This window comes from [Lactobacillus] timonensis (genome assembly GCF_900240275.1).
Taxonomy (GTDB): domain Bacteria; phylum Bacillota; class Bacilli; order Lactobacillales; family Lactobacillaceae; genus Limosilactobacillus; species Limosilactobacillus timonensis.
The window spans coordinates 674,122-696,466 of the sequence record NZ_LT964761.1 but is presented as its reverse complement, the minus strand read 5'-3'; the positions used below and the strand labels follow the sequence as shown (position 1 = coordinate 696,466).

At 47.4% G+C, this 22,345-nt stretch carries 19 protein-coding genes; 12 read left to right on the top strand and 7 right to left on the bottom strand.

Going from position 1 to position 22,345, the window contains the following annotated elements:
• Positions 1–220: 220 nt before the first annotated feature.
• The 3 genes from thrS to C1710_RS03340 all read right to left on the bottom strand — a co-directional run bounded on the left by thrS (position 221) and on the right by C1710_RS03340 (position 4,659).
• On the bottom strand, positions 221–2,026 hold the full coding sequence (thrS, locus tag C1710_RS03350; RefSeq protein ID WP_102280031.1) for a threonine--tRNA ligase: 1,806 nt from the start codon (positions 2,024–2,026) through the stop codon (positions 221–223).
• A 352-nt stretch (positions 2,027–2,378) separates the two neighbouring features.
• The gene (locus C1710_RS03345; protein ID WP_102280029.1) at positions 2,379–2,942 is read right to left on the bottom strand and encodes a hypothetical protein; all 564 of its coding nucleotides are present in this window, start codon (positions 2,940–2,942) and stop codon (positions 2,379–2,381) included.
• Positions 2,943–3,090: 148 nt separating this feature from the next.
• Entirely contained in the window at positions 3,091–4,659 is a 1,569-nt protein-coding gene (locus C1710_RS03340; RefSeq protein ID WP_102280027.1) for an Nramp family divalent metal transporter, read from the bottom strand.
• 265 nt (positions 4,660–4,924) lie between these two features.
• Here C1710_RS03340 and C1710_RS03335 point away from each other — a divergent pair, with 265 nt between their 5' ends.
• The 3 genes from C1710_RS03335 (at position 4,925) to C1710_RS03325 (ending at position 8,856) form a co-directional block, all read left to right on the top strand.
• Positions 4,925–6,214, top strand: coding sequence for a Y-family DNA polymerase (locus tag C1710_RS03335; protein ID WP_102280025.1), 1,290 nt, complete (start codon positions 4,925–4,927; stop codon positions 6,212–6,214).
• Between the two features lie 85 nt (positions 6,215–6,299).
• Entirely contained in the window at positions 6,300–8,285 is a 1,986-nt protein-coding gene (locus C1710_RS03330; RefSeq protein WP_102280022.1) for an ABC transporter ATP-binding protein/permease, read from the top strand.
• Between the two features lie 109 nt (positions 8,286–8,394).
• Entirely contained in the window at positions 8,395–8,856 is a 462-nt protein-coding gene (locus C1710_RS03325; RefSeq protein WP_102280019.1) for an arginine repressor, read from the top strand.
• A 55-nt stretch (positions 8,857–8,911) separates the two neighbouring features.
• Here C1710_RS03325 and C1710_RS03320 read toward each other — a convergent pair whose 3' ends face one another.
• The 4 genes from C1710_RS03320 to C1710_RS03305 form a co-directional block, all read right to left on the bottom strand.
• Positions 8,912–9,217: an ArsR/SmtB family transcription factor gene (locus C1710_RS03320; RefSeq protein WP_102280016.1), complete on the bottom strand. Its 306-nt coding sequence runs from the start codon at positions 9,215–9,217 to the stop codon at positions 8,912–8,914.
• Positions 9,218–9,374: 157 nt separating this feature from the next.
• Entirely contained in the window at positions 9,375–11,360 is a 1,986-nt protein-coding gene (locus tag C1710_RS03315) for a LysM peptidoglycan-binding domain-containing protein (RefSeq protein ID WP_102280014.1), read from the bottom strand.
• Between the two features lie 331 nt (positions 11,361–11,691).
• On the bottom strand, positions 11,692–11,886 hold the full coding sequence (locus tag C1710_RS03310; RefSeq protein ID WP_102280012.1) for an LBP_cg2779 family protein: 195 nt from the start codon (positions 11,884–11,886) through the stop codon (positions 11,692–11,694).
• Positions 11,887–11,962: 76 nt separating this feature from the next.
• Positions 11,963–12,490, bottom strand: a complete 528-nt coding sequence (locus C1710_RS03305) for an HdeD family acid-resistance protein (RefSeq protein ID WP_102280009.1) — start codon at positions 12,488–12,490, stop codon at positions 11,963–11,965.
• Between the two features lie 161 nt (positions 12,491–12,651).
• Here C1710_RS03305 and C1710_RS03300 point away from each other — a divergent pair, with 161 nt between their 5' ends.
• The 9 genes from C1710_RS03300 to C1710_RS03260 all read left to right on the top strand — a co-directional run bounded on the left by C1710_RS03300 (position 12,652) and on the right by C1710_RS03260 (position 22,308).
• Positions 12,652–13,272 (top strand): LVIS_2131 family protein, encoded by a 621-nt coding sequence (locus tag C1710_RS03300; protein WP_102280007.1) that lies wholly within the window; start codon positions 12,652–12,654, stop codon positions 13,270–13,272.
• A gap of 78 nt (positions 13,273–13,350) precedes the next feature.
• A complete protein-coding gene (locus C1710_RS03295) occupies positions 13,351–13,674 on the top strand; it encodes a DUF7671 family protein (RefSeq protein ID WP_102280005.1) in 324 nt (107 codons plus the stop codon).
• A 15-nt stretch (positions 13,675–13,689) separates the two neighbouring features.
• Positions 13,690–14,847 carry an ATP-binding protein gene (locus C1710_RS03290; RefSeq protein ID WP_102280003.1) on the top strand — a complete coding sequence of 386 codons (1,158 nt, stop codon included), beginning with the start codon at positions 13,690–13,692 and terminating at the stop codon, positions 14,845–14,847.
• Positions 14,847–16,160: a vWA domain-containing protein gene (locus C1710_RS03285; RefSeq protein WP_180961289.1), complete on the top strand. Its 1,314-nt coding sequence runs from the start codon at positions 14,847–14,849 to the stop codon at positions 16,158–16,160. Before C1710_RS03290 ends, C1710_RS03285 begins: the two co-directional genes overlap by 1 nt.
• A gap of 2 nt (positions 16,161–16,162) precedes the next feature.
• Complete coding sequence (locus C1710_RS03280) at positions 16,163–16,450, top strand: hypothetical protein (protein WP_102279999.1); 288 nt, start codon at positions 16,163–16,165, stop codon at positions 16,448–16,450.
• A gap of 100 nt (positions 16,451–16,550) precedes the next feature.
• Positions 16,551–17,738 (top strand): MDR family MFS transporter, encoded by a 1,188-nt coding sequence (locus tag C1710_RS03275; protein WP_102279996.1) that lies wholly within the window; start codon positions 16,551–16,553, stop codon positions 17,736–17,738.
• A gap of 343 nt (positions 17,739–18,081) precedes the next feature.
• Entirely contained in the window at positions 18,082–20,268 is a 2,187-nt protein-coding gene (gene speC / locus C1710_RS03270) for an ornithine decarboxylase (protein WP_102279994.1), read from the top strand.
• A 126-nt stretch (positions 20,269–20,394) separates the two neighbouring features.
• Entirely contained in the window at positions 20,395–21,024 is a 630-nt protein-coding gene (locus tag C1710_RS03265) for a hypothetical protein (protein WP_102279991.1), read from the top strand.
• 129 nt (positions 21,025–21,153) lie between these two features.
• Complete coding sequence (locus C1710_RS03260) at positions 21,154–22,308, top strand: MFS transporter (RefSeq protein WP_146002363.1); 1,155 nt, start codon at positions 21,154–21,156, stop codon at positions 22,306–22,308.
• Positions 22,309–22,345: the final 37 nt, after the last annotated feature.

Genomic DNA, 22,345 nt, shown 5'->3' with positions numbered 1-22,345 from the left:
TATCTGATGGGGAGAGTTGTTCATTTACCCACGTACGCGGGGGTCCTACCAGCTGCAACGGTTGACCGACTATCTTAAACAATAGCCATTAAAAAATACCTTTGCATTGTCAACAACGGGTTAAACCCGCTTGATGATACAGAGGTGCTTTTTGCTATATGGATATATAAAATCGCCGCTAATACCATGGGAGGTGTCAGCGACGATTAGTTATTTAGGTTTACTTTTCCCGTGAATATGAAGCAATGTCGTCGAGGATTTCCTTCATAAAGTCATCAAGGGACATTTCGTTTTGGTCCTTTTCACCGTACTTCCGGACGGAAACGCCACCGTTCTTCATTTCGTCGGCACCGACAACCAGGGTGTATGGCACCTTCTGGGTCTGGCTTTCACGAATCTTGTAGCCCATTTTTTCGTTCCGGTGGTCAACGACAACCCGGATGTTAGCAGCCTTCATCTTCTTGGCAATTTCTTCAGCATATTTACCGTGCTTGTCGTCAGAAACCGGGATGATGTGGACTTGTTCAGGTGCCAGCCAAGTTGGGAAAGCACCCTTGTAGATTTCGGTCAGGTAAGCCACAAACCGTTCCATCGTCCCGACAACCCCACGGTGGATCATCACTGGCATGTGTTCCTTGCCGTCCTTACCAACGTAAGTCAGGCCGAAGCGGTCAGGCAGCATGAAGTCCAGTTGAATAGTGGACATCGTTTCTTCATTGCCGAGAGCCGTCTTAGTCTGGATATCCAGCTTTGGACCGTAGAAGGCAGCTTCACCTTCTGCTTCGTAGTAGTCCAGGTTCAAGTCGTCCATGGCCGCCTTCAGCAGCTTCTGAGAACGTTCCCACATCTCGTCGTTAGCGTAGTACTTCTTGGTGTTCTTCGGGTCACGCAGCGACAGACGGAAGCTGTAGTCGGTGATGTCGAAGTCTTCGTAAACTGACATGATCAGCTTCAGAATCTTGGCAAATTCGCTCCGGATTTGGTCCAGGGCAACAAAGGTGTGGCCGTCGTTAAGCGTCATTTCACGAACACGTTGCAGACCAGAAAGGGCACCAGACTTCTCATAACGGTGCATCATCCCTAGTTCGGCAATCCGCAGCGGCAGGTCACGGTATGAACGAATGTGGTGCTTGTAAATCTGAATGTGGCTTGGGCAGTTCATTGGCCGCAGTTCCAGCATTTCGCCATCGCCCATGTCCATCGGTGGGAACATGTCATCACGGTAGTGTTCCCAGTGACCAGAAGTCTTGTAAGCATCCAGGTTCATCAGGACAGGAGTGTAAACGTGCTTGTAGTCGTCGGCCACTTCACGGTCGATGATGTAACGTTCGATCGTCCGGCGAATTGTTGCACCCTTAGGCATCCAGTATGGCAGGCCGGCACCAACCTTCGGGTCAACGAAGAAGAGGTCAAGCTGGTTACCAATAACCCGGTGGTCACGTTCACGAGCTTCCTGGCGCTTCTTCAGGTCTTCTTCCAGGTCAGCCTTCTTGAAGAAAGCAGTCCCGTAAATTCGTTGCAGCATTGGGTTGGAGGACATACCCTTCCAGTATGCACCGGCAACTGACAGCAGGTCGTAGTTCTTGATGATATCAGCGTAGAGCAGGATATCAGCTTGGGCAGGGGCGATCACGCCGTTTACTTCGTATAAGATGACCTTGTTGCCATCAGCGGCTTCCTTCAGCAACTCGTGGGAGTATTGGTCGTCACCAGCCTTAGACAGTGCGTCGTCTAAGCTGCTTTCAACCCGTTCAACCTTGACGTCGGCCTTGACCATCTTTTTAATTGCTGCAGCGAGTTCTGGAAGTTGGTCAACGGAAACCTGTTGGTCATCCTTATCGGAGTCAACGTGGAAACCATCCTCGTCAACAACTGCTTCGCCTAAACGAATCCCGTCAAATTCCTGCTTCAAGGCAGCCTTCAGCAGCAAGGCGGCAGTTTGCCGCAGAGCAGCCAGGGCTTCTTGAGAATCGCGGTCAACCTTTTTGACTGAACCATCTGGTGATAATAATTGTACTTGTGCCATCGAAATCCTCTCCTTATGAAAAATAAAAAGCCCCTAGTACTACGACTGTAGTACTAGGGACGTTGATAACAAAATCAGCGTGGTTCCACCCACATTCAGAGCATACGAATACTCTCTCTTGGCGTGGTAACGGGTCACGGCCCGGCCGCCCTTATTTCGGGTAGCAAGAACGAGGTGGTACTCCTTACGTAGTGGTTAACGGTGCTTCCAGCCAAGGCACCGACTCCCTGGATAACAACTGCGAGAGGGCATGTCCTCTAATTGCTTTTCAGTATAGCATTGACACTAGCGGTGTCAAGCACTAAATGAGAATTATTTAATTTAATTCCCGAAGGCAACCGCTGAATATTTATTAATGTGACTGCTGCTGAGCAGGTGGATTACTTGGTTGAGGTTGATTGTTATTGTTATTGCTACTCTCAGCCGGCTTCTGTTGCTGGCCAGCATTGTTGTTATTATTGTTGCTATTTGCTTGCTGGTTATTGTTATTCTCCGGTTGCTGGGGAGATTGACTACTGCTGGACGGCGTTGTTTGCGTTGTGGTGGTAGTCGTTTCCGGTTCATTGACCGTTTCACTCATGGAACCCTCGCTGTGATGACGCTTGTGAGACTTTTTCTTTTTGTGCTTGCGCGAGCTAGACGAAACGGTAGTGTTGTTGTTATCCGTGTTAACCGGGTTCTGTTGCTTGACGGCAAAGACAATGATTGTGGCCACCAAGACCACTACAAGGATGCCAAGGATAGTAAAAAAGAGCCGCTTACCGCCATTATGTTTGTGTGAACTGACTGAACGCATCCCGCGCTGGTTAGCAGCTGCATTTTGCCGGCGTTGTTCACGACGACTACGGGATTTCTTCCGTGGGGTGTCGTAGCGGCCCACCCGGGTATTGCGGTCCGGTTGTTGATCATTATTCATCGATTTCACCTCATCAAACGGCGCATTCGACGTCGTTAACTAATGAATGTATTATACCATGGCGAAAGCCGCCATGAATAGCAAACTAAAACAGGGACGATTGGCTTGCCAACCGTCCCTGTAAAACTAATTGATAGTGAATAATTAATTACTTAGCTTCCTTCGCTGCTTTTTCACGTTCTGCCAAGAAACGCTTTTCCCCTTGACGGTATTCAACAATTGTCCAAGTTAACAGGACAATAATGAAGACGATGGTAATGTATGCCAAGGTATCCGCAAGTGTCTTGTTCCAAACACCGAAACCTTCAAAGGTTTGTGGCATGTTGTAGAGGTTCAGGCCAGTCAGGACAAGGACTGAAATCCAGCCAAGGATCTTAACGGCCTTGTTGTTCTTGAACTCACCCATTTCCAGCTTGCTGTCAGTCATCATGATCAGCGGCAGCATGGAGAATGGCAAGTCAATTGCTAGGAAGACCTGGGAGTTTTCCATCAGCATGTTCAGGGCCGCATGTTGTTCCATCACACTATCACGGGCAGTGAAGGAGACACAAAGCAGCACAGGGATGATGGAAATCAAACGGGTTACTAACCGCCGAGCCCATAGAGGCATTCGCATGTGGATGAATCCTTCCATAATCACCTGACCAGTCAAAGTCCCGGTAATCGTGGAGTTTTGACCAGAAGCCAGCAGGGCAACGGCAAAGAGTGTTGCCAGCAAACCAGACTTAGCAACTGCAATAAGGATATGATTGCTAAGCATTGAGGTGTTGTTTAATGCGTCATACAGGCCGAAGAAACTGGAATCCTTAACAGCCCCCATCTTGAAGACGGCCACCCCAACGATTAATAGCAAGGAGTTAACAACGAAAGCTAATGACAGTTGGATGTTGGAGTCCCAAGTAGTGAAACGAACGGTTTGACGAACACTTTCTGGATCGTCATGGTCAATTTCACGAGTCTGAGAAATAGCTGAGTGCAGGTACAGGTTGTGCGGCATAACCGTCGCACCGATAATCCCCAGTGTCCCAGTCAGTGGAGAAATACCACCAACAACTGGCTCTTTGGCAATGACCTTTGGCGATGGTATTAAGCCGGCAAAAGCGGCACCCCAGTCAGGACGAGAGAGGATAACTTCGTATAGGAAGACAAAGAGAATAACTAAGATCAGGCAAGCAACGATTGCTTCGATTTTCCGGAACCCAATCTTGGTCAGCAGTAAGAGTACCAGGACGTCAAGGACAGTAATGAAGACGGCGGGTACTAGTGGGATGTGGAAGAGAAGGTTCAGCGCAATAGCTGCACCGATAACTTCCGCAATGTCCGTTGCCATGATGGCAAATTCAGTCATGATCCATAAAACGATCCCTAAGGCTTTGCCTGTCCGAGCACGAGTAGCTTGTGCCAGGTCCATTTGAGTAACGATTCCAAGTTTAGCTGCCATGTATTGTAAAAGCATCGCGATCAAACTTGAAATCAGGATCGTTGTCATCAGTGTGTACTGGAAACTTTGACCACCGGTAATTGATGTTGACCAGTTACCAGGATCCATGTAGCCAACGGCAACAAGTGCGCCGGGGCCGGAGTAAGCGAATAAGGTTCGCCAGAAGCCCTTTCCTTGAGGGACCTTAACGGTTCCATTGATTTCCTGCAGAGACTCACCGTTAGCGTACTCGATCAAACGATGATGTTGCTTAGGCTGATTGTTTTCAGTTGCCACGTGTAAATCCACCTTTCTGATATAAAGTTTTCTCAGTTATATAACGAGAGTTAACCCCCGTCAAAACCTTTTTTAGGCTACCATAAAAAATAAAGTCTTGCAAGGTGAATTTTGGGGAATAATCCCCATCATGGCGGTATCTAACGGGGATAGATAAGTTGATAGTTTTTACTGCGGGAAAGAAAACGGTTTCGCATTGATAGTCAGCAAATGACAATTTGTTAATCGAACGTTTGTTCGCTATAATAAATAGCGAGGTGGGAGAATGGATTACTCAAGAGAGCCGCATGGTCTTTTTTTCATGATTGATAATAAGTCGTTTTACGCGAGTGTCGAATGCGTTGCGAGAGGACTTGATCCATTAAAAGCGACGTTAATTGTTATGTCAGAAACGAAAAATACTGGACGGGGGTTGGTGTTAGCAGCTTCTCCAATGGCGAAGAAACAATTTAAGATTAGTAACGTTGACCGGGCGTACGAAGTTCCCGATGATCCGCGACTAATGGTGGTTCCGCCACGGATGAACCTCTATATAAGAAAGAACCTGGTAATTAACCAGCTTTTTCGTCAATTTGCTGCTGGCGCGCAATGTTGGCCTTATTCTATTGACGAAACAATTATTGATATGACCCATTCATGGCGTCTTTTTGGCAAGACCCCTGATGAAGTGGCGCAACGGATTCAGCGAACGGTTTACCAGCGGTTGGGACTCTACGTGACGGTTGGCATTGGCCAGAATCCTGTGCAGGCAAAGCTAGCCCTGGACCTCTTCGCTAAACATAGTCCGAACCTGCGAGGAAGCCTGTCATATCAGACCTTTGCGTCCATGGTCTGGCCGGTTAACGATTTGACTAAGATTTGGAGTATTGGTCAGCGAACAGCTTCTCACCTGGAAAGCTACGGTATTCATTCATTGGGCGACCTTGCGAAGTCTAACCCTTACTGGATTGGCAGCCGGTTGGGAGTGATTGGTAAGCAGCTTTATGCTCTGGCTTGGGGAATCGACCGTAGTGAGCTGAATAGGTTTTCCCCGTCGCGGGAACGCAGCTGGAGTAATTCACAAGTACTTCCCCGTGATTACCATACCGAAGAAGAGATTGCGGTCGTTATTAAAGAAATTGGCCAGCAGGTCACTTCGCGGATGCGCCACCACGGTGAAGCAGCGGGCGAAATAGGGCTTTCGATCGGTTTTTCGGGTTATACCATGGGGCGGAGTGGCTTTGCCCACCACCACCGAATTGCTACTACGGCGGATAGCCGCGAAATTGTCAAAGAATTACTACTAATGTTTAAGCAGGAATGGGATGGTGAGTCGGTTCGCAATATTGCGGTCAGTTTGGGGAGACTGAGCAAGTTAAGTGGACAGCAGCTTTCCCTCTTTTCACCCGCACAAAAGCAGGTTAAGCAGTATCAATTCGATCGGTTGGTCGATCAGCTGCGTGATCGGTTTGGGCCAACTGCCGTTTTCTATGGCACTAGTTTAAAACGTGGTGGGACAATGCTTGAACGAGCCGGTCTTGTTGGCGGGCACAATGGCGGTAATAGTTTTGAATAAAGGGTCGTGAAAAGTGGTCAAATTTCTCTTATTAATGGTATGATCACTAAAGATCATTTGCACTGGTGAGAAATGGGGTGCCACTTTGGCTTATTTGACGTTAACAAATATCAGGAAATCATATTTCCTGGGAAATAATGAGTTTCCGGTTTTAAAGGGTATTAACTTGTCCTTTAATCCAGGGGAATTTGTGTCGATTTTGGGTGAATCTGGCGGTGGCAAGACAACTTTAATGAATATTATTGGTGGTCTGGATCGTCAATTTGAAGGTCAGGTCAGTGTCAATGGCAAGGCCTTAGACCACCGACAGGAACGGATGATGGACCAATACCGGCGGGAAACAGTTGGCTATATCTACCAAGCGTATAACTTAATTCCGCATTTGACGGTCCTTGATAACGTTCAGATGTCATTAGATATGACGACCCTTAACGCTAGCGAAAGGAAAGATCGTGCGCTCCAGTTACTGGAAAAGGTTGGTTTGGGGGACCAGGTGGCTAAATATCCTCGCCAGCTATCGGGAGGTCAAAAACAGCGGGTAGCGATTGCCCGGGCACTGGCAGCTGACCCGAAGATTATCATTGCTGATGAGCCAACGGGGGCGCTGGACGCAGAAAACACCCAGGAAGTGCTCGAATTACTGGATGTAATCGCCAAGGACGGTAAACTGGTCATTGCGGTTACTCACTCGCAAGAAGTTGCTAAACATGGTACTCGGATCGTCCACCTAGATAATGGTCAAGTGGCTGGTGACGATCAGCTACGTCCGCCCTATCCGTTGCCAACCGATAGTGTGCACCTTCAATCACGCGTGCTGCCAGCTGCCGCCAGTTACCGAACGGCTTTTAAGCACTTTCGCTATAACTTCTGGCGGAATTCACTAATTATTATTGGCACGGCTATCGGGATTTTTGCCGTTTTGCTGTTTACGGCCCTTGGCAGAGGGGTCAACGGTTTTATCAACGACCAAATCAACAGCCTCGTTAACCCACGGGTGATTACGGTCCAGCGAAACACGACTGGTAAAAAGATGACGATGCAGCAAATTCAGGACACGACGCAAAATTATGTCAGCGACCCGCAGGCAATGCTAATTAACCAGCAAGAAATTAAGCGTTTACGGAATCTGAAGAACGTGTCGAATGTGGAACCTGGGTACATTATTACCATGGCACGGTTTAAACATGGTGCTAAGTCGGTTAGTGCATCCAGTGTTGATACTTGGGGCAATTCCAAGAGTAACCACTCCATTAAGCAGGGGCACAAGCCAGGTAAGGGTGAAATTGTTCTTGACCGGAAAACGGCGGAAAATCTTACTAGCGTTACAAGCTACCGAACGCTGCTTGGCAAGAAAATTCAGATGGAATTTAACTGGCTGAAGCCTGATGGCATGCCTGTTCAGATTTCTTTAAAGTTGAAGGTGGTTGGTTTTACCGGCAGTAACAGTGGAATGGCTGTTTCGTCTAGTTCATATCGAACGTATCGTGATGCTTTCCAAGCTGCCGGCGCTGAGACAAGCCCTAACACGGTGGCGGTCAGCGTTGCTAAGCTAGACCAGGTCAGCGGTGTGGCTGACAAGATTAACAATTTGAAGGGTGTGGATGGCAAGTACATTCTGGGCGGAATTACAGTCGGCTCGATTTTGAAGACTGTCAATAACTACGTCAAGGTTGCTTCGACAGTTTTATCAGCAATTGCTGGCATCTCACTATTGGTTTCCGCATTGATGATTATTGTGACAATGTATATGTCGGTTGCTGAACGGACCAAGGAAATTGGTATTTTGCGGGCACTTGGTGAACGGCGGAAGGATATTCGCCGACTATTCACTTCGGAGTCGATCATTATTGGTCTCTCTTCTGCAATCCTCGCCGAAATCATTGCCTTTATTGCGGCCTTCTTCCTGAACCGGGCATTGTACCGGATCGTGAAGTACAACATGGTCCAATTAAGCTGGGAAACGGTTGTAATGGGCTTTGCGATTGCCGTTATCATTTCCTTTGTCGCTGCCTTATTGCCGGCCAGACGAGCTGCTCGCCTTAACCCTATTGAGGCGTTAGCAGGAGAGTAACAAAGAGGTCGTCAGAAATAGTTGCTCTTGGAAGGAAACTGGTAAAAGCTTCATGAATGGAGTATAGTATTAATGTATTAATATCCACTGATTATAAGGAGTATGCGCAATGGACCGCAAAACACGCCGCAAATTAATTCTTCACCTGATCCAAGAACAGCCGGTTTCTACCCAGGACCAGTTGTTGACCCTCCTAAGTGAACAAGGGGTTAGTGCTACCCAGGCAACCATTTCGCGGGATATCCACGCACTCAACATTGTTAAGGCAACGAGCAATGGCCAAACACGGTACACGCAATTACGCAATGAAGGGCAGGGGCAGAATGAGGAATTATTCGCTGCCATTCATGATAACGTGGAAGAGATTTCTACTGTTCAGTTTATTAACGTTTTGAAAACAACCCCTGATTCGAGTTACGCAACTGTACTAGCAGGACTCTTTGATGATGCTAAGCTACCGCAAATCGCGGGAACGGTCGCGGGTAACGATACTTTAATCATTATCTGTCACTCGCCAGCGGCGGCTGAGGCGATAGAACGGTTGGTTAATGACCATCGTCGTGACTTTTAATTGGAAGCTGAAATAGACAAAGGGCGGCTGGACACGCGATCCAGCCGCCCTTTTCTTATATTAATTGTTCTGCATGACTGATGATATCAGCAATCAAGGTCATCGCCTGGGGGTTTTTCAAGTGGTACATAACGACCTTTCCCTTGCGAGTATGACCGACTAAGTTACAACGCCTGAGTTGCTGGAGCTGGTGGGAGACTGCTGATTGTTCCCAGTTGAGCTCCTTGCTGATTTCGGAGACGCTCATTGAATGCTGTAAGAGCATGAATAATAAACGGAGTCGTTTCGGGTGGCCAAGCATCTTGAACACTTGGCTGATCGCCTTGAGCTCTTCTGTATCGACTGACTGAAAATTTCTCATGACGATCCCTACTCCCTTTGATTTAATTTATCTTAGCTTATGCTTTTTGTTATTTAAAAACAAGTCTTGAAGCAGATGAAAAATAGTGCTAGCTACACGAAAAGGACGGGAGCAAATCCCGTCCTTTGTTAATTGGAGAATTGACTTTTTACTTTTATTAGAGACTTAAATGTTGTCCCACGTAGATAACGTAAGGGGCAGTCAATCCGTTCTTGTTAGCAATTGCCTGCCAGTTTAAACCATACTGGGCCGCAATGCCAGACAGGGTGTCTCCAGACTTAACCGTGTAACCGCCGCGGATACTGGAGGAACTGTTGGAATAAGAGACGCTAGTCCCGCCAATCCGCAGTGTTTGACCGACGTAGATGGCGTTTGGGTTGCTGATGCCGTTTTGACTGGCAATTGCCTGGTAGCTCGTCCCGTATTTGGCAGCAATACCAGACAGGGTATCGCCCGCTTGAACGGTGTAAGTCCCATTACTGCTGTAACTGGTTGATGGTTGCGAAACGTTGGCGCTAGCACTGCCATTAATCCGTAATGTTTGGCCAACAACAATCATGTTCGGGTTACTGATGTTATTAAGGCGGGCCAGTGCTTGGTAGCTCGTCCCAAACTTAGCCGCAATGCCAGACAAGGTATCACCAGCTTGAATGGTGTATGTGCCGTTGCTATTATTGTGGTTAACCGGAGCTGATGGTTGGGAACCACCACGGATCTGGAGAGTTTGCCCCACGTAGATCTGGTTAGGATTACTTAAATGATTGAGGCTCGCCAGGTACTGGTAGTTAGTCCCAAACTTAGCTGCAATACCAGACAGGGTGTCACCAGACTGAACGGTGTATGTTTCACCAGCCGTTGCCGTGTTCTGGGAAGCAGAATTATTATTGCTGGACGTGTTAGAAGAGCCGGCGTGAAGCAGCAGCCGTTGACCAACATAAATCATGTTCGGGTTACTTAAGCCATTGAGGTTCGCCAGGGTGTTAACCGTGGTGTTGTATGAACTAGCAATCCCGGACAGAGTGTCGCCAGATTGGACGGTGTAGTATTGTGAACCACTCTGGTTGTAGGTATTGTCGCTCGTTCCGTTGTTGTTCTTGTTAATGATTACTTGGTGTCCGGAGAAAGCAACGGAGTCAAGTTGGGTCAGACCGTTTTCTTGAACCAGCTGAATCAGCAAGCGGGCGTATGACGGATCCGTAGCGTAGCCGTCCTGACGTAACTTGTTGGCAACGCTGACGTAGTTGGTGTCGCCGAGCAAGTTGCGGTAACGGCTGTTGACGTAAAGGAAATTACCGTGGTCTTCAACGGATTCCGAGTTGTTAGCGTAAGCCCGGAAGTTGTCGTTAATGTAAACTGACTGGCCGTTGTATACTTCACGGGTTGGCATATTAACGTAGTTGCCATTGTAGCTACCCTTGATCCCAAAGAGGTTGTGGGCACGAGTAGACAGCGTTGAAGATCCCCAGCCGCTTTCCAGGATTGCCTGGGCAACGGTGATTGACGGTAAAACACCATACTTATTCCAGCCTTGGATAGCACCAGGAGCAACACTTTGAATGAAGTCTTGGCACCGTTGGTTGTTGCTAAAGTGCAGGGAACTCAGGTTGACTTGTTCTGGAGCAGCGGCAACTTGAACATAAGCCCGTTCTGCCTGGCGCGCTTGAACGGCAGTCTTGCTTTCAGCAAGCTGTGCAGCTTTCACTGGTTGCTGGTTAGCGACCTGACGGAATGAAACAGTGGTAACGTTGTTAGTCTGTTGTTCCTGTGCAGCAGACTTTTGTTGTTCAGCTTGCTGGTCAGTGGTAGTAGTTTCTTGCTTTTGCGGATCAACAGTAGTTTCTTCCTTCTTCTGCTGGTCGGTTACAGTTGCTTGATCCTGCTTTTCCTGTTCGTTGTTATTCACAGCAGCTTGCTGACTACCTTCAGAGGCACTGGACTTCAGAGTAGTTTCGTCCTTGTTAGTATCATTAGCTTCCTTGCTAGCGTCAGCATCGTGATTACCGTCTGTTTGGTTGCTGTCAGCGTGTGCAACGTGTCCGCCGGCAGTTAACAATGCCAGTGCAGTTACACCAGCAACGACCCACTTCCGGCCACTCTTGTACATTTTGTAGTGGAGCTTTGAATCGTATTCTGGTTCCTTCATGGTCAGTCCCCCTTGAGTGATGATTATCGTAATCATTGGTTAAGCCAAGTTATAAAAAATCGGTAACGTTTATTAAGAAATATTAAAAACTTAACTAGCTAAAAACTAGCATTATTTATTTCAGAGGTCAAAGAATTTTATCAAAAGAAAATATCCCTTAATCTCCGGCAATAAAAACATTAACGCTAATAGTTTAAGAAAAGGTAATGATGAAGACAAGTAATTTTATCAACAGAAGAAAAGGCTTTATAAAATGATTACGAAAAGGGCAAACGAAAACCGGCCAGCACCCGAAGACTAATGGCCGGTTGATTTATTTGAGCTCATGCTGCTACTTGTCGCCTTGTGACTGCATGAACTGTTCTAGCGTTGCTGCTTCCTCTGCGGTGACCTGGGTGGAACGTGATTTGATGTCGTGGACACGCTCAACAGAAAGTTGACTTCCCAGGGCAACTGCAGTGTCCGTCATGTCTTTTTGACGTTCGAATTCCAAGAGTTTAGCAGCTAAATCTTGTTGATGATCCATTATCAAAACGTCCCCCTTCGTTAGTCCGTGCTTAAATTCACCTGTATTGTAGCCGGGAGAAGGTAGAATGTCTAGCCTAAAAGGCTTGCACAATCTTGGCGATACCAGTCAGCATCAGGTAAAAGGCAATCAACCAGACAATGGAGAGCGCCGAAATGGCTGGTACTAGTAGCATGAAAATGGCCAGGATGATCTGTAAAATGTAGAGGATGATCAAGAACCAGTAGTAACCACGATGAAACTGTTTGAAGACGCCGGCAACCCGGATATCACCAATGGAGTCAAATAAGAACCAGATGGCAAACACGATAGCAATCACGGTCACTCCCAGGTTGCGGTTAAAGATGAAGATGAAACCAACCAGGATGTCGATAATTCCCATGACGATTAACCAGCCAGATTTGATGCCAAGCAGCGTCCGGACACCTTGACGAAACCAAAGTTCGTAAATCCCCCTGATGATTGTTCCGAAAGCAACAAGGAGAGTGACCAGGCTGAGTGCCTGACCAGGATTCCTTAAAACCATGAATGACAAGATTAGTAGTAATATACCGAGAATAAGGCTCCACCAGTCAAATCCCCGTCGACTTGAACTTTGAAACATTATCAGCACTTCCTTTAGTTATTTACCTTAAATATATGCTATCATTAAGCTGTTTTTCAAGAAAGGGCGAAGACACCCTTTTTTATTATAAAGAAGAGGGGCATTTTTGGGCTGGTTATGTCATAATAAAAACTAAGCAAGAGCAGATAGGAGTGCAGAAAATGAATTGGAACTGGTTAGGTTGGTTGTTCTGGATCGGGGCAATCGCGATGTGCATTTTTACAGTGAAATACATTCGTAACCATCAATTGATGCTGATTGCCAAGACACACCAACGCTTCAGTCGTAAACTGTTTTGGCGCTACGTTAGCTTGTCAATAATTGCTCTGCTATGGCTTGGCTCGATGACCTACCTGACTTTTTTTCGGGAAGTCGACGTTAATAATAGTAGAGAAGTGACAACTTCGGAAAAGTATGCAGCCCTGCAACTGGGGAGTACCAAGAAGGGTTTCTACTACGTTGTGGCTAACCGAAGCAAGATGGGTAAACACCCGGTAGTGTCATATACTTACTGGACGAAAAACACTAAGTACACGACTAATTCCCGTTATGGCTCAATTGCTGATTCTGACCACTTCATTAGCACCCAGGCAGCTGTTTATCCGTGGAACCGGAAGAAGCTGGCTAAGGAAAACGACCGAACCGGGCATGCCTTCATGGCCGATATGACGGTGCGATACAAAAACACTCTTCTCAACGGCTTGGGTATCCGGTGTGGCCGGATTGCTACTACCCACACCCTTTTGAGAATTCCGGGATCTAATATGATTTACCTTAAATAATGAAGAAAATAACTGATGAGCGTGGCGCAATTGATGAATGCCGCGCTTTTTGTTTCACGTGAAACGGAGGGAAGACGAGTGAGTAAGAAGGATAAATATGAAACGCACCGTTACGAGGGAATCCCAGTAGAAGATGATGGCAATGGCGGATATCGGCTGAAAAGGGATTCCGCAGGGCAGGTAAAAATCCATACCTGGCGGACTGGCAAACACACCAAGGGCCGTTTTCACCAACCGGGACAGCTGATGATGACCGAAAATAACATGATGGTAGTTATCTTAAAAGAATTACCACTGGCTTTTAAGAACCGTCACCAAGTGACACCGTTACAGCGTTTTTTGACGGTGTCAGTTAGCCAGTCAGTACTTGATGAAGGGCTAGTTATTTTGGATGAAGCATAATAAGGAGGAAAAAAGATGGCGTTAACCTATCGGCAATTGCTGGTGGCCGTGCCAACGGTCATTAAGGCGGGAAACGTTCCTAATATTGTTGGGGATGCTGGCCTGGGGAAGACAGCTCTAGTGACCGATGTCGCCCGTCAAATGGGGGCGGCCATGTTCACGACGGTGGTCAGCCTGGTAGAAAAGGGTGACTTAGCCATTCCAGTGCCGCCGCTGACTAGTGACTCATTTGTTGATACTCAGCACTATGGGCGACTGGCGAATGTTCAATATGGTTATGCGGAAACATTGCTCAGGATTATTCGCCAGGCCGAAAGAGAACCCAACCGGCCGATTATCTGGCTGCTCGATGAATTTAACCGGGGAACCCAGGCAGTGCAAAGCGAGTTGATGAACCTAGTTCTCCAACGACGGGTTAATTCGCTGCAACTTCCCGGGTCGGTTCACTTGGTCATTGCGGAGAACCCTGATAGTACAATGGAAGAATTTGCTGACAGTGACTACGCGGTGGCTGCTGGTGATGCAGCAATCAAGGACCGGACTGTCCGCTTGGTAATGCAACCATCGCTTGATGATTGGTTAAACTGGGCAGCGGGAATTGGGGATCGCCCACGAATTGCGCCGTTAGTCCAGCAGTACCTGCGTAAACATCCACAGCAATTAGCTCCCCAGGAGCATGGGGATGACCTCTACCCAACGCCCCGGTCCTGGGAGCGGGTGTCAAAAAACCTGACAGAATTATTGAAACTACCGGAAGAACAATGGCGGCAGTTAGTCGATGATGTCTTCAGTGGCGACCTTGGTTCGGTAGTGGGGGTCGAATTTGCCGAGTATGTTAAACAGCAGGGGCAGGAGTTGACGGTTGACGGTCTCCTTTCACCAACAGGGCCTCAACAGTTTGCCGATGCGGCAGAGTTTGTTAAGTTGGCGGTGATGAAGTCGTGGGTGGAACAAAACAACCATCCTCGCTGGAACATTGTGGATCATGCGGCCCTGTTTTCGGATTACGCTCGCCAACTCAGCCCTGATGGCCAATTTAGTTTAGCAACAGCGGTGGGGGAAAGTCACCAGCAGATTGCCGAAGAACTAGTTGCCAGTAACCGCGAAGACGCGGCAAAGCTAGTTGACTGGTTAGCACGCGTTGCGACACGGGCTGACCGCGGGGCCGAATGATGGATCAGTTAAGCCAGCTTTTTCAACAATTAACGGCCAGTCAAGATCCTGATCAACGACAACGACTGGCTACCCGCTACATTGCCGCGGGGGTAGTTGCCATCCTCAAGCAGCAGCGGTTGGTTGGTGAAGTTCTCCTGGCGCTGCCTAAGGAAGTGACGGTCAACTCGCCTGGAGCATTGGCACTGGACTGGAAGGAAAGTTCCCTGATTTTAATGGTTCATCCCACTGCTTTGACGGAAGCCACTCCTGACCAGTTGGTAGCCCTCCTTAAGCATGAAGCACTGCACGTGATTTGGCGACACCCGTTGCGTTATTCAACTGCGGCGGACCAAGCTAACGTTAAATTTGCATGCGACATTGCCGTTAATCAGTACTTGTCACAGGTGCCAGGGGGGACGGCAACGCTAACCGACCTACGTAAGCTTATTCACCGACAAGTGAAGAGCGGGTTAGACTCGGCTGATTATCTGCAGATTATCAGAAAAAACCATGTTGATTTGAATGGACATTTACGAAAAACTGGTCAATTACTTAGTGGGGAGGGCTCCCCCAACGGACACTCTCATTCCTTTCCTGGCAGGCCTCAAATACCAGGGGATAGTCACCGTGGCTGGTTAGCTGAAGGAGCAGACGCGGGACGCTTGCGGTTACAGAAGACCGCCCACTTACAACGATTATTGACCGCTGCTTGGCAGAAAACACCGGCAAAGCAACGGGGGCTGGTTCCTGGAATGATCGAACGACAGTTAAATGTTAACCGCCGTCATTCCCGACCACGCTGGATTCGTCAACTCAGCTTGTGGCTAGGGACGGTTCCTCACGGGGCAACAAATTCGCGAGCTCGTTTCAACCGTCGTCAACCGTACCGCATGGAGTTGCCGGGAAAAATCACCCGCTACGTTACCCGCCTGCTGGTCTTTGTCGACAATTCGGGATCGATGAGTGATGATGAGATTGTCCGGTTGCTAGACCAGGTGAACTTCATTGCCCGGTCTCGCTCGTTAACTGTGACCATCCTGCCATTCGATGCGGATGTCCATCAGGAAGGCAAGCAGGAATTGACTGGCGGGCGCCTAGTCGACTACCGGCGTAGTGGTGGCGGCGGAACGAGCTTCCAATCGATCTTTGACTATTTAAACAGTCAGCGGACAAGTAAAAAATCATTGATTTTAATTATGACTGATGGCTGGGGAGAACAGGCTATCCACGACCACGGCTACCATCGCGTGGTCTGGTTGCTAACAACAAAGCAGAATGAACTGTCGGTGACGAATCCGCCTGGTCGGGTCATTGTAATAGGAGGCGAGTAAGAATGGTTAAACTAACGGCGCCACAATTACGGGAAATTTTAACAAATGGTCAGCAATATCGGCGCGCAGTCCGCTTATTGACGGAACAGTGGGAAGTACGATCAAACCAGTTCAAGTACGAGCGGGTCGAACCACAAGATGTCAGCTGGGCTCGTCTTTTGCAAGATCAGCAACTGATCAGTGGCAACTATGATTTAAATGACTATCGCTCAGCCAGTCAGCTCGTTAACCGTCACCCAGAATGGTTTTCGGCAGCTGGTCGAACGGCGCTGCTTGCACCATTTTCATAACCTGATTTCGCTTTTAGCAGGCGAATGGTATGATGGATAAGGAATCTTGTTTTTGTTCGAAAAAATTTTTTGGTATACCCCAAACGGAGGATTGTTATGAATGCAGAGCAGCTCAACTGTTAAGTTAAAATGGGTTCTGCTGGCTAACTTGGCCAACAGTACTGGTGCGGCGATTTTGTGGCCGTTAACCACGATGTATGTTCACAATTATCTGCACCAGACGCTAACAATGGCCGGAATCGTCATGTTTTTTATGTCCTGTACGATGATTGTCGGCAATTACCTTGGTGGGTGGCTGTTTGATAATTGGAAACCTCATGATATTTCAATTATCGGAGCGGCGGTTGCGTTGGTCGCTGTCACCTTAATGATCTTCTTTCATGGCTGGCCGATGTTTGCGATCCTCATTTCCTTTGTCAGCTTTGGGGATGGTGTTTGTGCGACACTAATTAATTCGTATAGTTCCGGTGTTAACGGTTATAGCCAACGGTATGTGTTCAATGTTGTCTACATGGCCTTCAACGTTGGCACCGTAGTGGGAACGCTGCTGGTAGGGGTCTTGTTTCCGCTGGGCATCAGACTGGTCCTCTTGGCGACCGCTGTTTGCTATGTTGTTTTGACGACCGTGGTTGTTTTTCACTTCAATGTCAATTTTGCCAAGATCAAGGCTAACGCCAAAAAGCGGAAAGTGAAAAAACAGCGTGGTCGGACCCACCGCCTAAAGGTCGGTCTGGTACGGTTAATCTGTATTAACCTGGTGACCATCTACATGAGTTACGCCCTCTGGGAGTCAATTATGTCGGTTCACATTACCAATATGCACATTCCGTTCTTCTACTACAGTATGTTGTGGACATTGAATGGCTTGCTGGTTATTTGTGGCCAGCCGATCGTTGGTAAACTTGCCCCCTACATTAAGCTCAGTACGCAGGTTGTCACGGGCCTTGCGGTTTTTGCGCTTTCGTTTCTTTTGCTAATCAACGCTCACACGTTAGCAGCGTTTACCCTGTCGATGGTCGTGTTGACACTGGGCGACTTAACCAGCTTGCCAGGAGTGCCAGCCTGGGTCTCGACGTTAACCAGCATAGACGAAGCCGGTCATTATCAAGGACTAGTCAGTATGACAGTTTCGATTGGTCGGGCAATCGGGCCGCTCTTTGGTGGTTTTATGATTGAAGCCTACAGTTACAATGCTTTATTTGTAGTGTCGTTTGTTTTGATGGCGCTGACGTTGCTGCTGATTATCGGCCGGATGATTCGTATTAATAAAGTGACAAAGGAAAACTAAAAGTAAAAATGTATAAACCCCATAAATTGTCCTCAATTTACGGGGTTTTTATTCAGCCCAATTTAAACTTTGTGCAGCTATTTTCATAAATGGAATAGGCGAAAAATAAGGTGTAAAACCGACTATACCAAGACAACTGAGCAAAAAAGAGACTAAGTAAAGTATGTGGATAATTATGTGATTTTGATGAAAAAAGGCAAAAAATCTGCTGTTTACGAAAAAAATTGTCAAAGAAAGTGTTTTCAAAAAGGGGGTTGAAATATCCAAGCCAATGAGTGATAATGAAATTGTTCCAAGTTACTAATTTTTGCTGGTATATTTATTTTATTGGAGGCATTATTCAATGGACAACAAGCTGAAGATTGCGTCAACTGAAGAAGCTTCGCAGTTTTTCGACACTGATCGTGAAGTCGTATCAGCTACTGATACTGACTTCGTTGATGTTGCCGCTGTCGTTGTAAACGAAGACGACACGGACATCGTTGATGCTGTTGAAGCAACTAAGTTTGACATTCCAGTATTCGTTATTTCCAAGGACGCTACGAAGGTATCGCCTGACATGATGGCCAAGATTTACCACATTCTTGACCTGAACAACAGTTACGACCACCGTCTTTACGACCGCGAAATTGAACACGCTGCTGCACAGTACGAAGATGGTATCCTGCCACCGTTCTTCAAGGAATTGAAGTCATACGTTGAACGCGGGAACATCCAATTCGACTGTCCAGGACACCAAGGTGGTCAATACTTCCGTAAGGACCCTGCTGGTAACGTCTTCTACAAGTTCTACGGCGAAAACGTCTTCCGTTCAGATATCTGTAACGCCGACGTTGACCTCGGTGACTTGCTGATTCACGAAGGTCCAGCTATGGAAGCTGAAAAGGCTGCCGCTGAAGTTTACAACTCAGACAAGTGCTACTTTGTTATGAATGGTTCATCCACTTCAAACAACATTGCACTTTCTGCTGCTGTTGCACCAGGCGACCTGGTTCTGTTCGACCGTAACAACCACAAGTCTGTTTACAACCAGGCTCTGGTAATTTCTGGTGGTCGTCCAGTTTACATGCAAGACTCACGTGACCCATACGGGTTCATTGGTGGGATCTACGACAGTGACTTCGACGAAGACTTCCTTCGTAAGCAAGCTGCTAAGGTTGACCCTGAAAAGGCAAATCAAAAGCACCCATTCCGGATCGCCGTTGTTCAATTAGGTACTTACGATGGTACTATTGCTAACGCACACCGGATTATTAAGAAGATTGGTCACCTTTGTGACTACATCGAATTCGACTCTGCATGGGTTGGTTACGAACAATTCATTCCATTTATGAATGACTGCTCGCCACTGAACATGGAACTCGGTCCAGATGACCCAGGTATCCTGGTTGTTCAGTCAACTCACAAGCAGCAAGCTGGCTTCTCCCAGTGTTCACAGATCCAAAAGAAGGACTACCACATCAAGGGCCAGAAGCGTTACATCAGTGACGACCAGTTCAACAACGCTTACCTGAAGTACAGTTCTACTTCACCGTTCTACCCACTGTTCGCTGCTTTGGACATCAACGCTCACATGCAAGGTACTCCTGCAGGAAAGCGTCTGTGGATGGACACTCTGCGGACTACTGTTAACGCACGTAAGCGTCTGCTGAACAACGCAACTTACATTCGTCCATTCGTTCCTCCGGTAGTTGACGGTAAGAAGTGGCAAGACATTGACACTGAAGAAATCATCAACAACCGTAAGTACTGGGCATTTGACCCTGACGAAAAGTGGCACGGATTTGATGGCTACGGCAAGGATCAATACTTCGTTGACCCTAACAAGTTCCTGCTGACTACTTCTGGTATCGATGCATCAACTGGTGAATACACCGACTTCGGTATTCCAGCTACTATCCTGGCAAACTACCTGCGTGAACACGGTATCATCCCAGAAAAGAACGACTTGAACTCAATTCTGTTCTTGATGACGCCAGCTGAAACTGACGCTAAGATGAACAACCTGGTAACCATGATCCTTAACTTCGAACGTCTTGTTAAGGAAGATGCTCCACTGTCAGTCGTACTTCCACGTCTGTACAAGCAGAACATTGACCGTTACCGTGGTTACACTGTAAAGCAACTTTGTCTTGAAATGCACGAGTTCTACAAGAAGTACAACACTAAGGAATACCAGAAGCACCTGTTCCTGCGTGACTACTTCCCAGAACAGACTTGTGATGCACAGGCTGCCGACGTTGAAATGCTGCACAACAACACTCAACTGGTAAAGCTTTCAGATGCTAAGGACCACACTGCAGTTGAAGGTGCTCTTCCATACCCTCCTGGTATCTTCTGTATCGCACCAGGTGAAAAGTGGAGTGACACTGCTGTTAAGTACTTCTCCATTCTTGAAGAAGGTATTAACCTGTTCCCTGGCTTCGCACCTGAAATTCAAGGTGTATACTTCCATCAGGAAGATGGCAAGACTGTTGCTTACTGCCAAGTATTCGATGACGAAACTGAAGCAAAGTACGCTAACAAGTAATCTTGTCGCTTAAGTTTTGAAGAGCGTGGTGAACATTGTTCACCACGCTCTTTTTCTTCTCATACATAAACCAGATTTAGTTTATAATAGAGAAGTAAATTAATATTGTGAAAGGGATTTTAGAGAATGAAATTATGGCAATCAATGCGCATTCAAACGATGCGCCAAGACGACGATGTAAAGGTCGCTGTTGCGGGAATCGATACGGGGTTATCCGTTGGCGCCCTCCACGAACTGGCACCATTTGCCAAGTATCATGATGGAGAAGAACTGAAGGCCGCTACTAAGGATGATGGCATGGCAGATGCTGTGAAGCAGTACTTAGCAGACCACCCTGACTACCAGCAGGAAGCAGAAGACATGGTCAATGGTTTGAAGATTATTAGCTCTTTGGCAGACCTGGAAGTTTACGCCATCGATAAGGGTAAGGACGATTATGCCTATATCTCATTCTGGGTTTACCTAATGGGTCACTTTACCGTTACCCGTCACTTCGACGATGGTTTCTACTACGCGATGATCAAGGAAGACCGGCAAGTGCTTATTCCGCTGTCACCACGGGCAATCACTGAACAAAATGGTGTGTTGATTCGCGATCCACAACAATTACAGGTGGAAATCCAGCAACGCTACCTGCAAGGTTTTAAGCTGTATGCCATCGGGATGGTTCGCTACGAAGAATTCCAAATTCTCAACCAGTTGTCCTACTCCCCGGACGGTAAGATTTCCTTGAACAACCAGCAGCGTCCATTCTAGCATTCTTGCAAACTCGAAACGCAAAGTGATTAGAACCCCCAGAGTTGAATTGCCAGCTCTGGGGGTTCTCGTCGAAGGGGGAGAATATTTATTTTTAAACGACGCTTAACGTTGCCGCGGGTTCTGTTCATGGCCTTTTTAATCAATACTAAGTACTCGATTGTCTGGCCTGTTAGCACGCTTTATATGCACCAGGAATTCCATGCTTCGCTGACGGCGATTGGTTTTATCCTGATGTGTTACTCGCTGCTTAATGCCATTGGGAGTGCAATTGCTGGCCAGCTCTTTGACCAAATTGACCCGTTCATCGTCCTGATGATTGGGGTTTGGGGAATCTTGTTTGTTTCCTTTATTGGTTTGCTAGCGCCTGGCTTGGTTGGCTACGTGGTTTTCTTACTGCCGTATGGCTTTATCCACGGTTGGGCATTGACGGTCATGTACGCGCTGGTTTCCTACATGGACATTGGCAAGGAATCACGGCATGACTTTAACCTGCTGTATCTGGCGGTCAACATTGGTTTGGTTGTCGGTACTGGAACTATCAGTTTCCTTTATAATGGGAGGGGGATCCACCGTTTGATGGTGGTTATCTTGATCCTAGCGATCATCGTGGTGGCAGTGGCAACAATAGCTATGCCAACAGTTTACCCGCGGAAAAAAGCGGTGGTTTTTCAGCAGACAAGCAAACAAGAGGAAGAAACAACGGCGCCCCAGACGAAATTTAATACCGGCTTGATCTTCCGGGTCTTCATCACCCTGCTCTTTATGTGGATTTGTTATTCTCAGTGGATGTCGAACCTGTCCGTTTATTTCTTAAACCTGGGCTTTAACACCTCGTTCTACAGCCGGTTATGGGTGGTTAACGGAATCGGCATTATCCTGATTCAGTTGTTAATCCTCAAAAAGAAGATCTTTTCGTCAGCCTTACTGCAATCACAGTGGGGGCTGAGTTTCTTGTTCTGTTCCTTTGTTGTGATGATTGTTGCTAAGACGGAGATTCCGATTGTCTTGGCGATGATTTTGCTGACAATCGGGGAGGCACTCTATGTACCTGCTTCACCGGCGGTCGTCGATGAGAATACCCCGACAAAAATCAAGGGACGCAACCAGGGGTTGGTCAACGTCTTTTCTTCACTTGGAAAGGCGCTGGGGCCCTTCGTTGGTGGGCTGGCAATTGACCACCTTGGTTACCGTAACGTCTTCATCATTGCGGCAGTCATCCTAATCTTTACCCGACTCTTATTATTTGGACAGAAAAAGTCTCATCATTCGGCGACAAAGTAACAATAAAATGAGGTCTGTGGCCAAGTGCCCGGGCCTC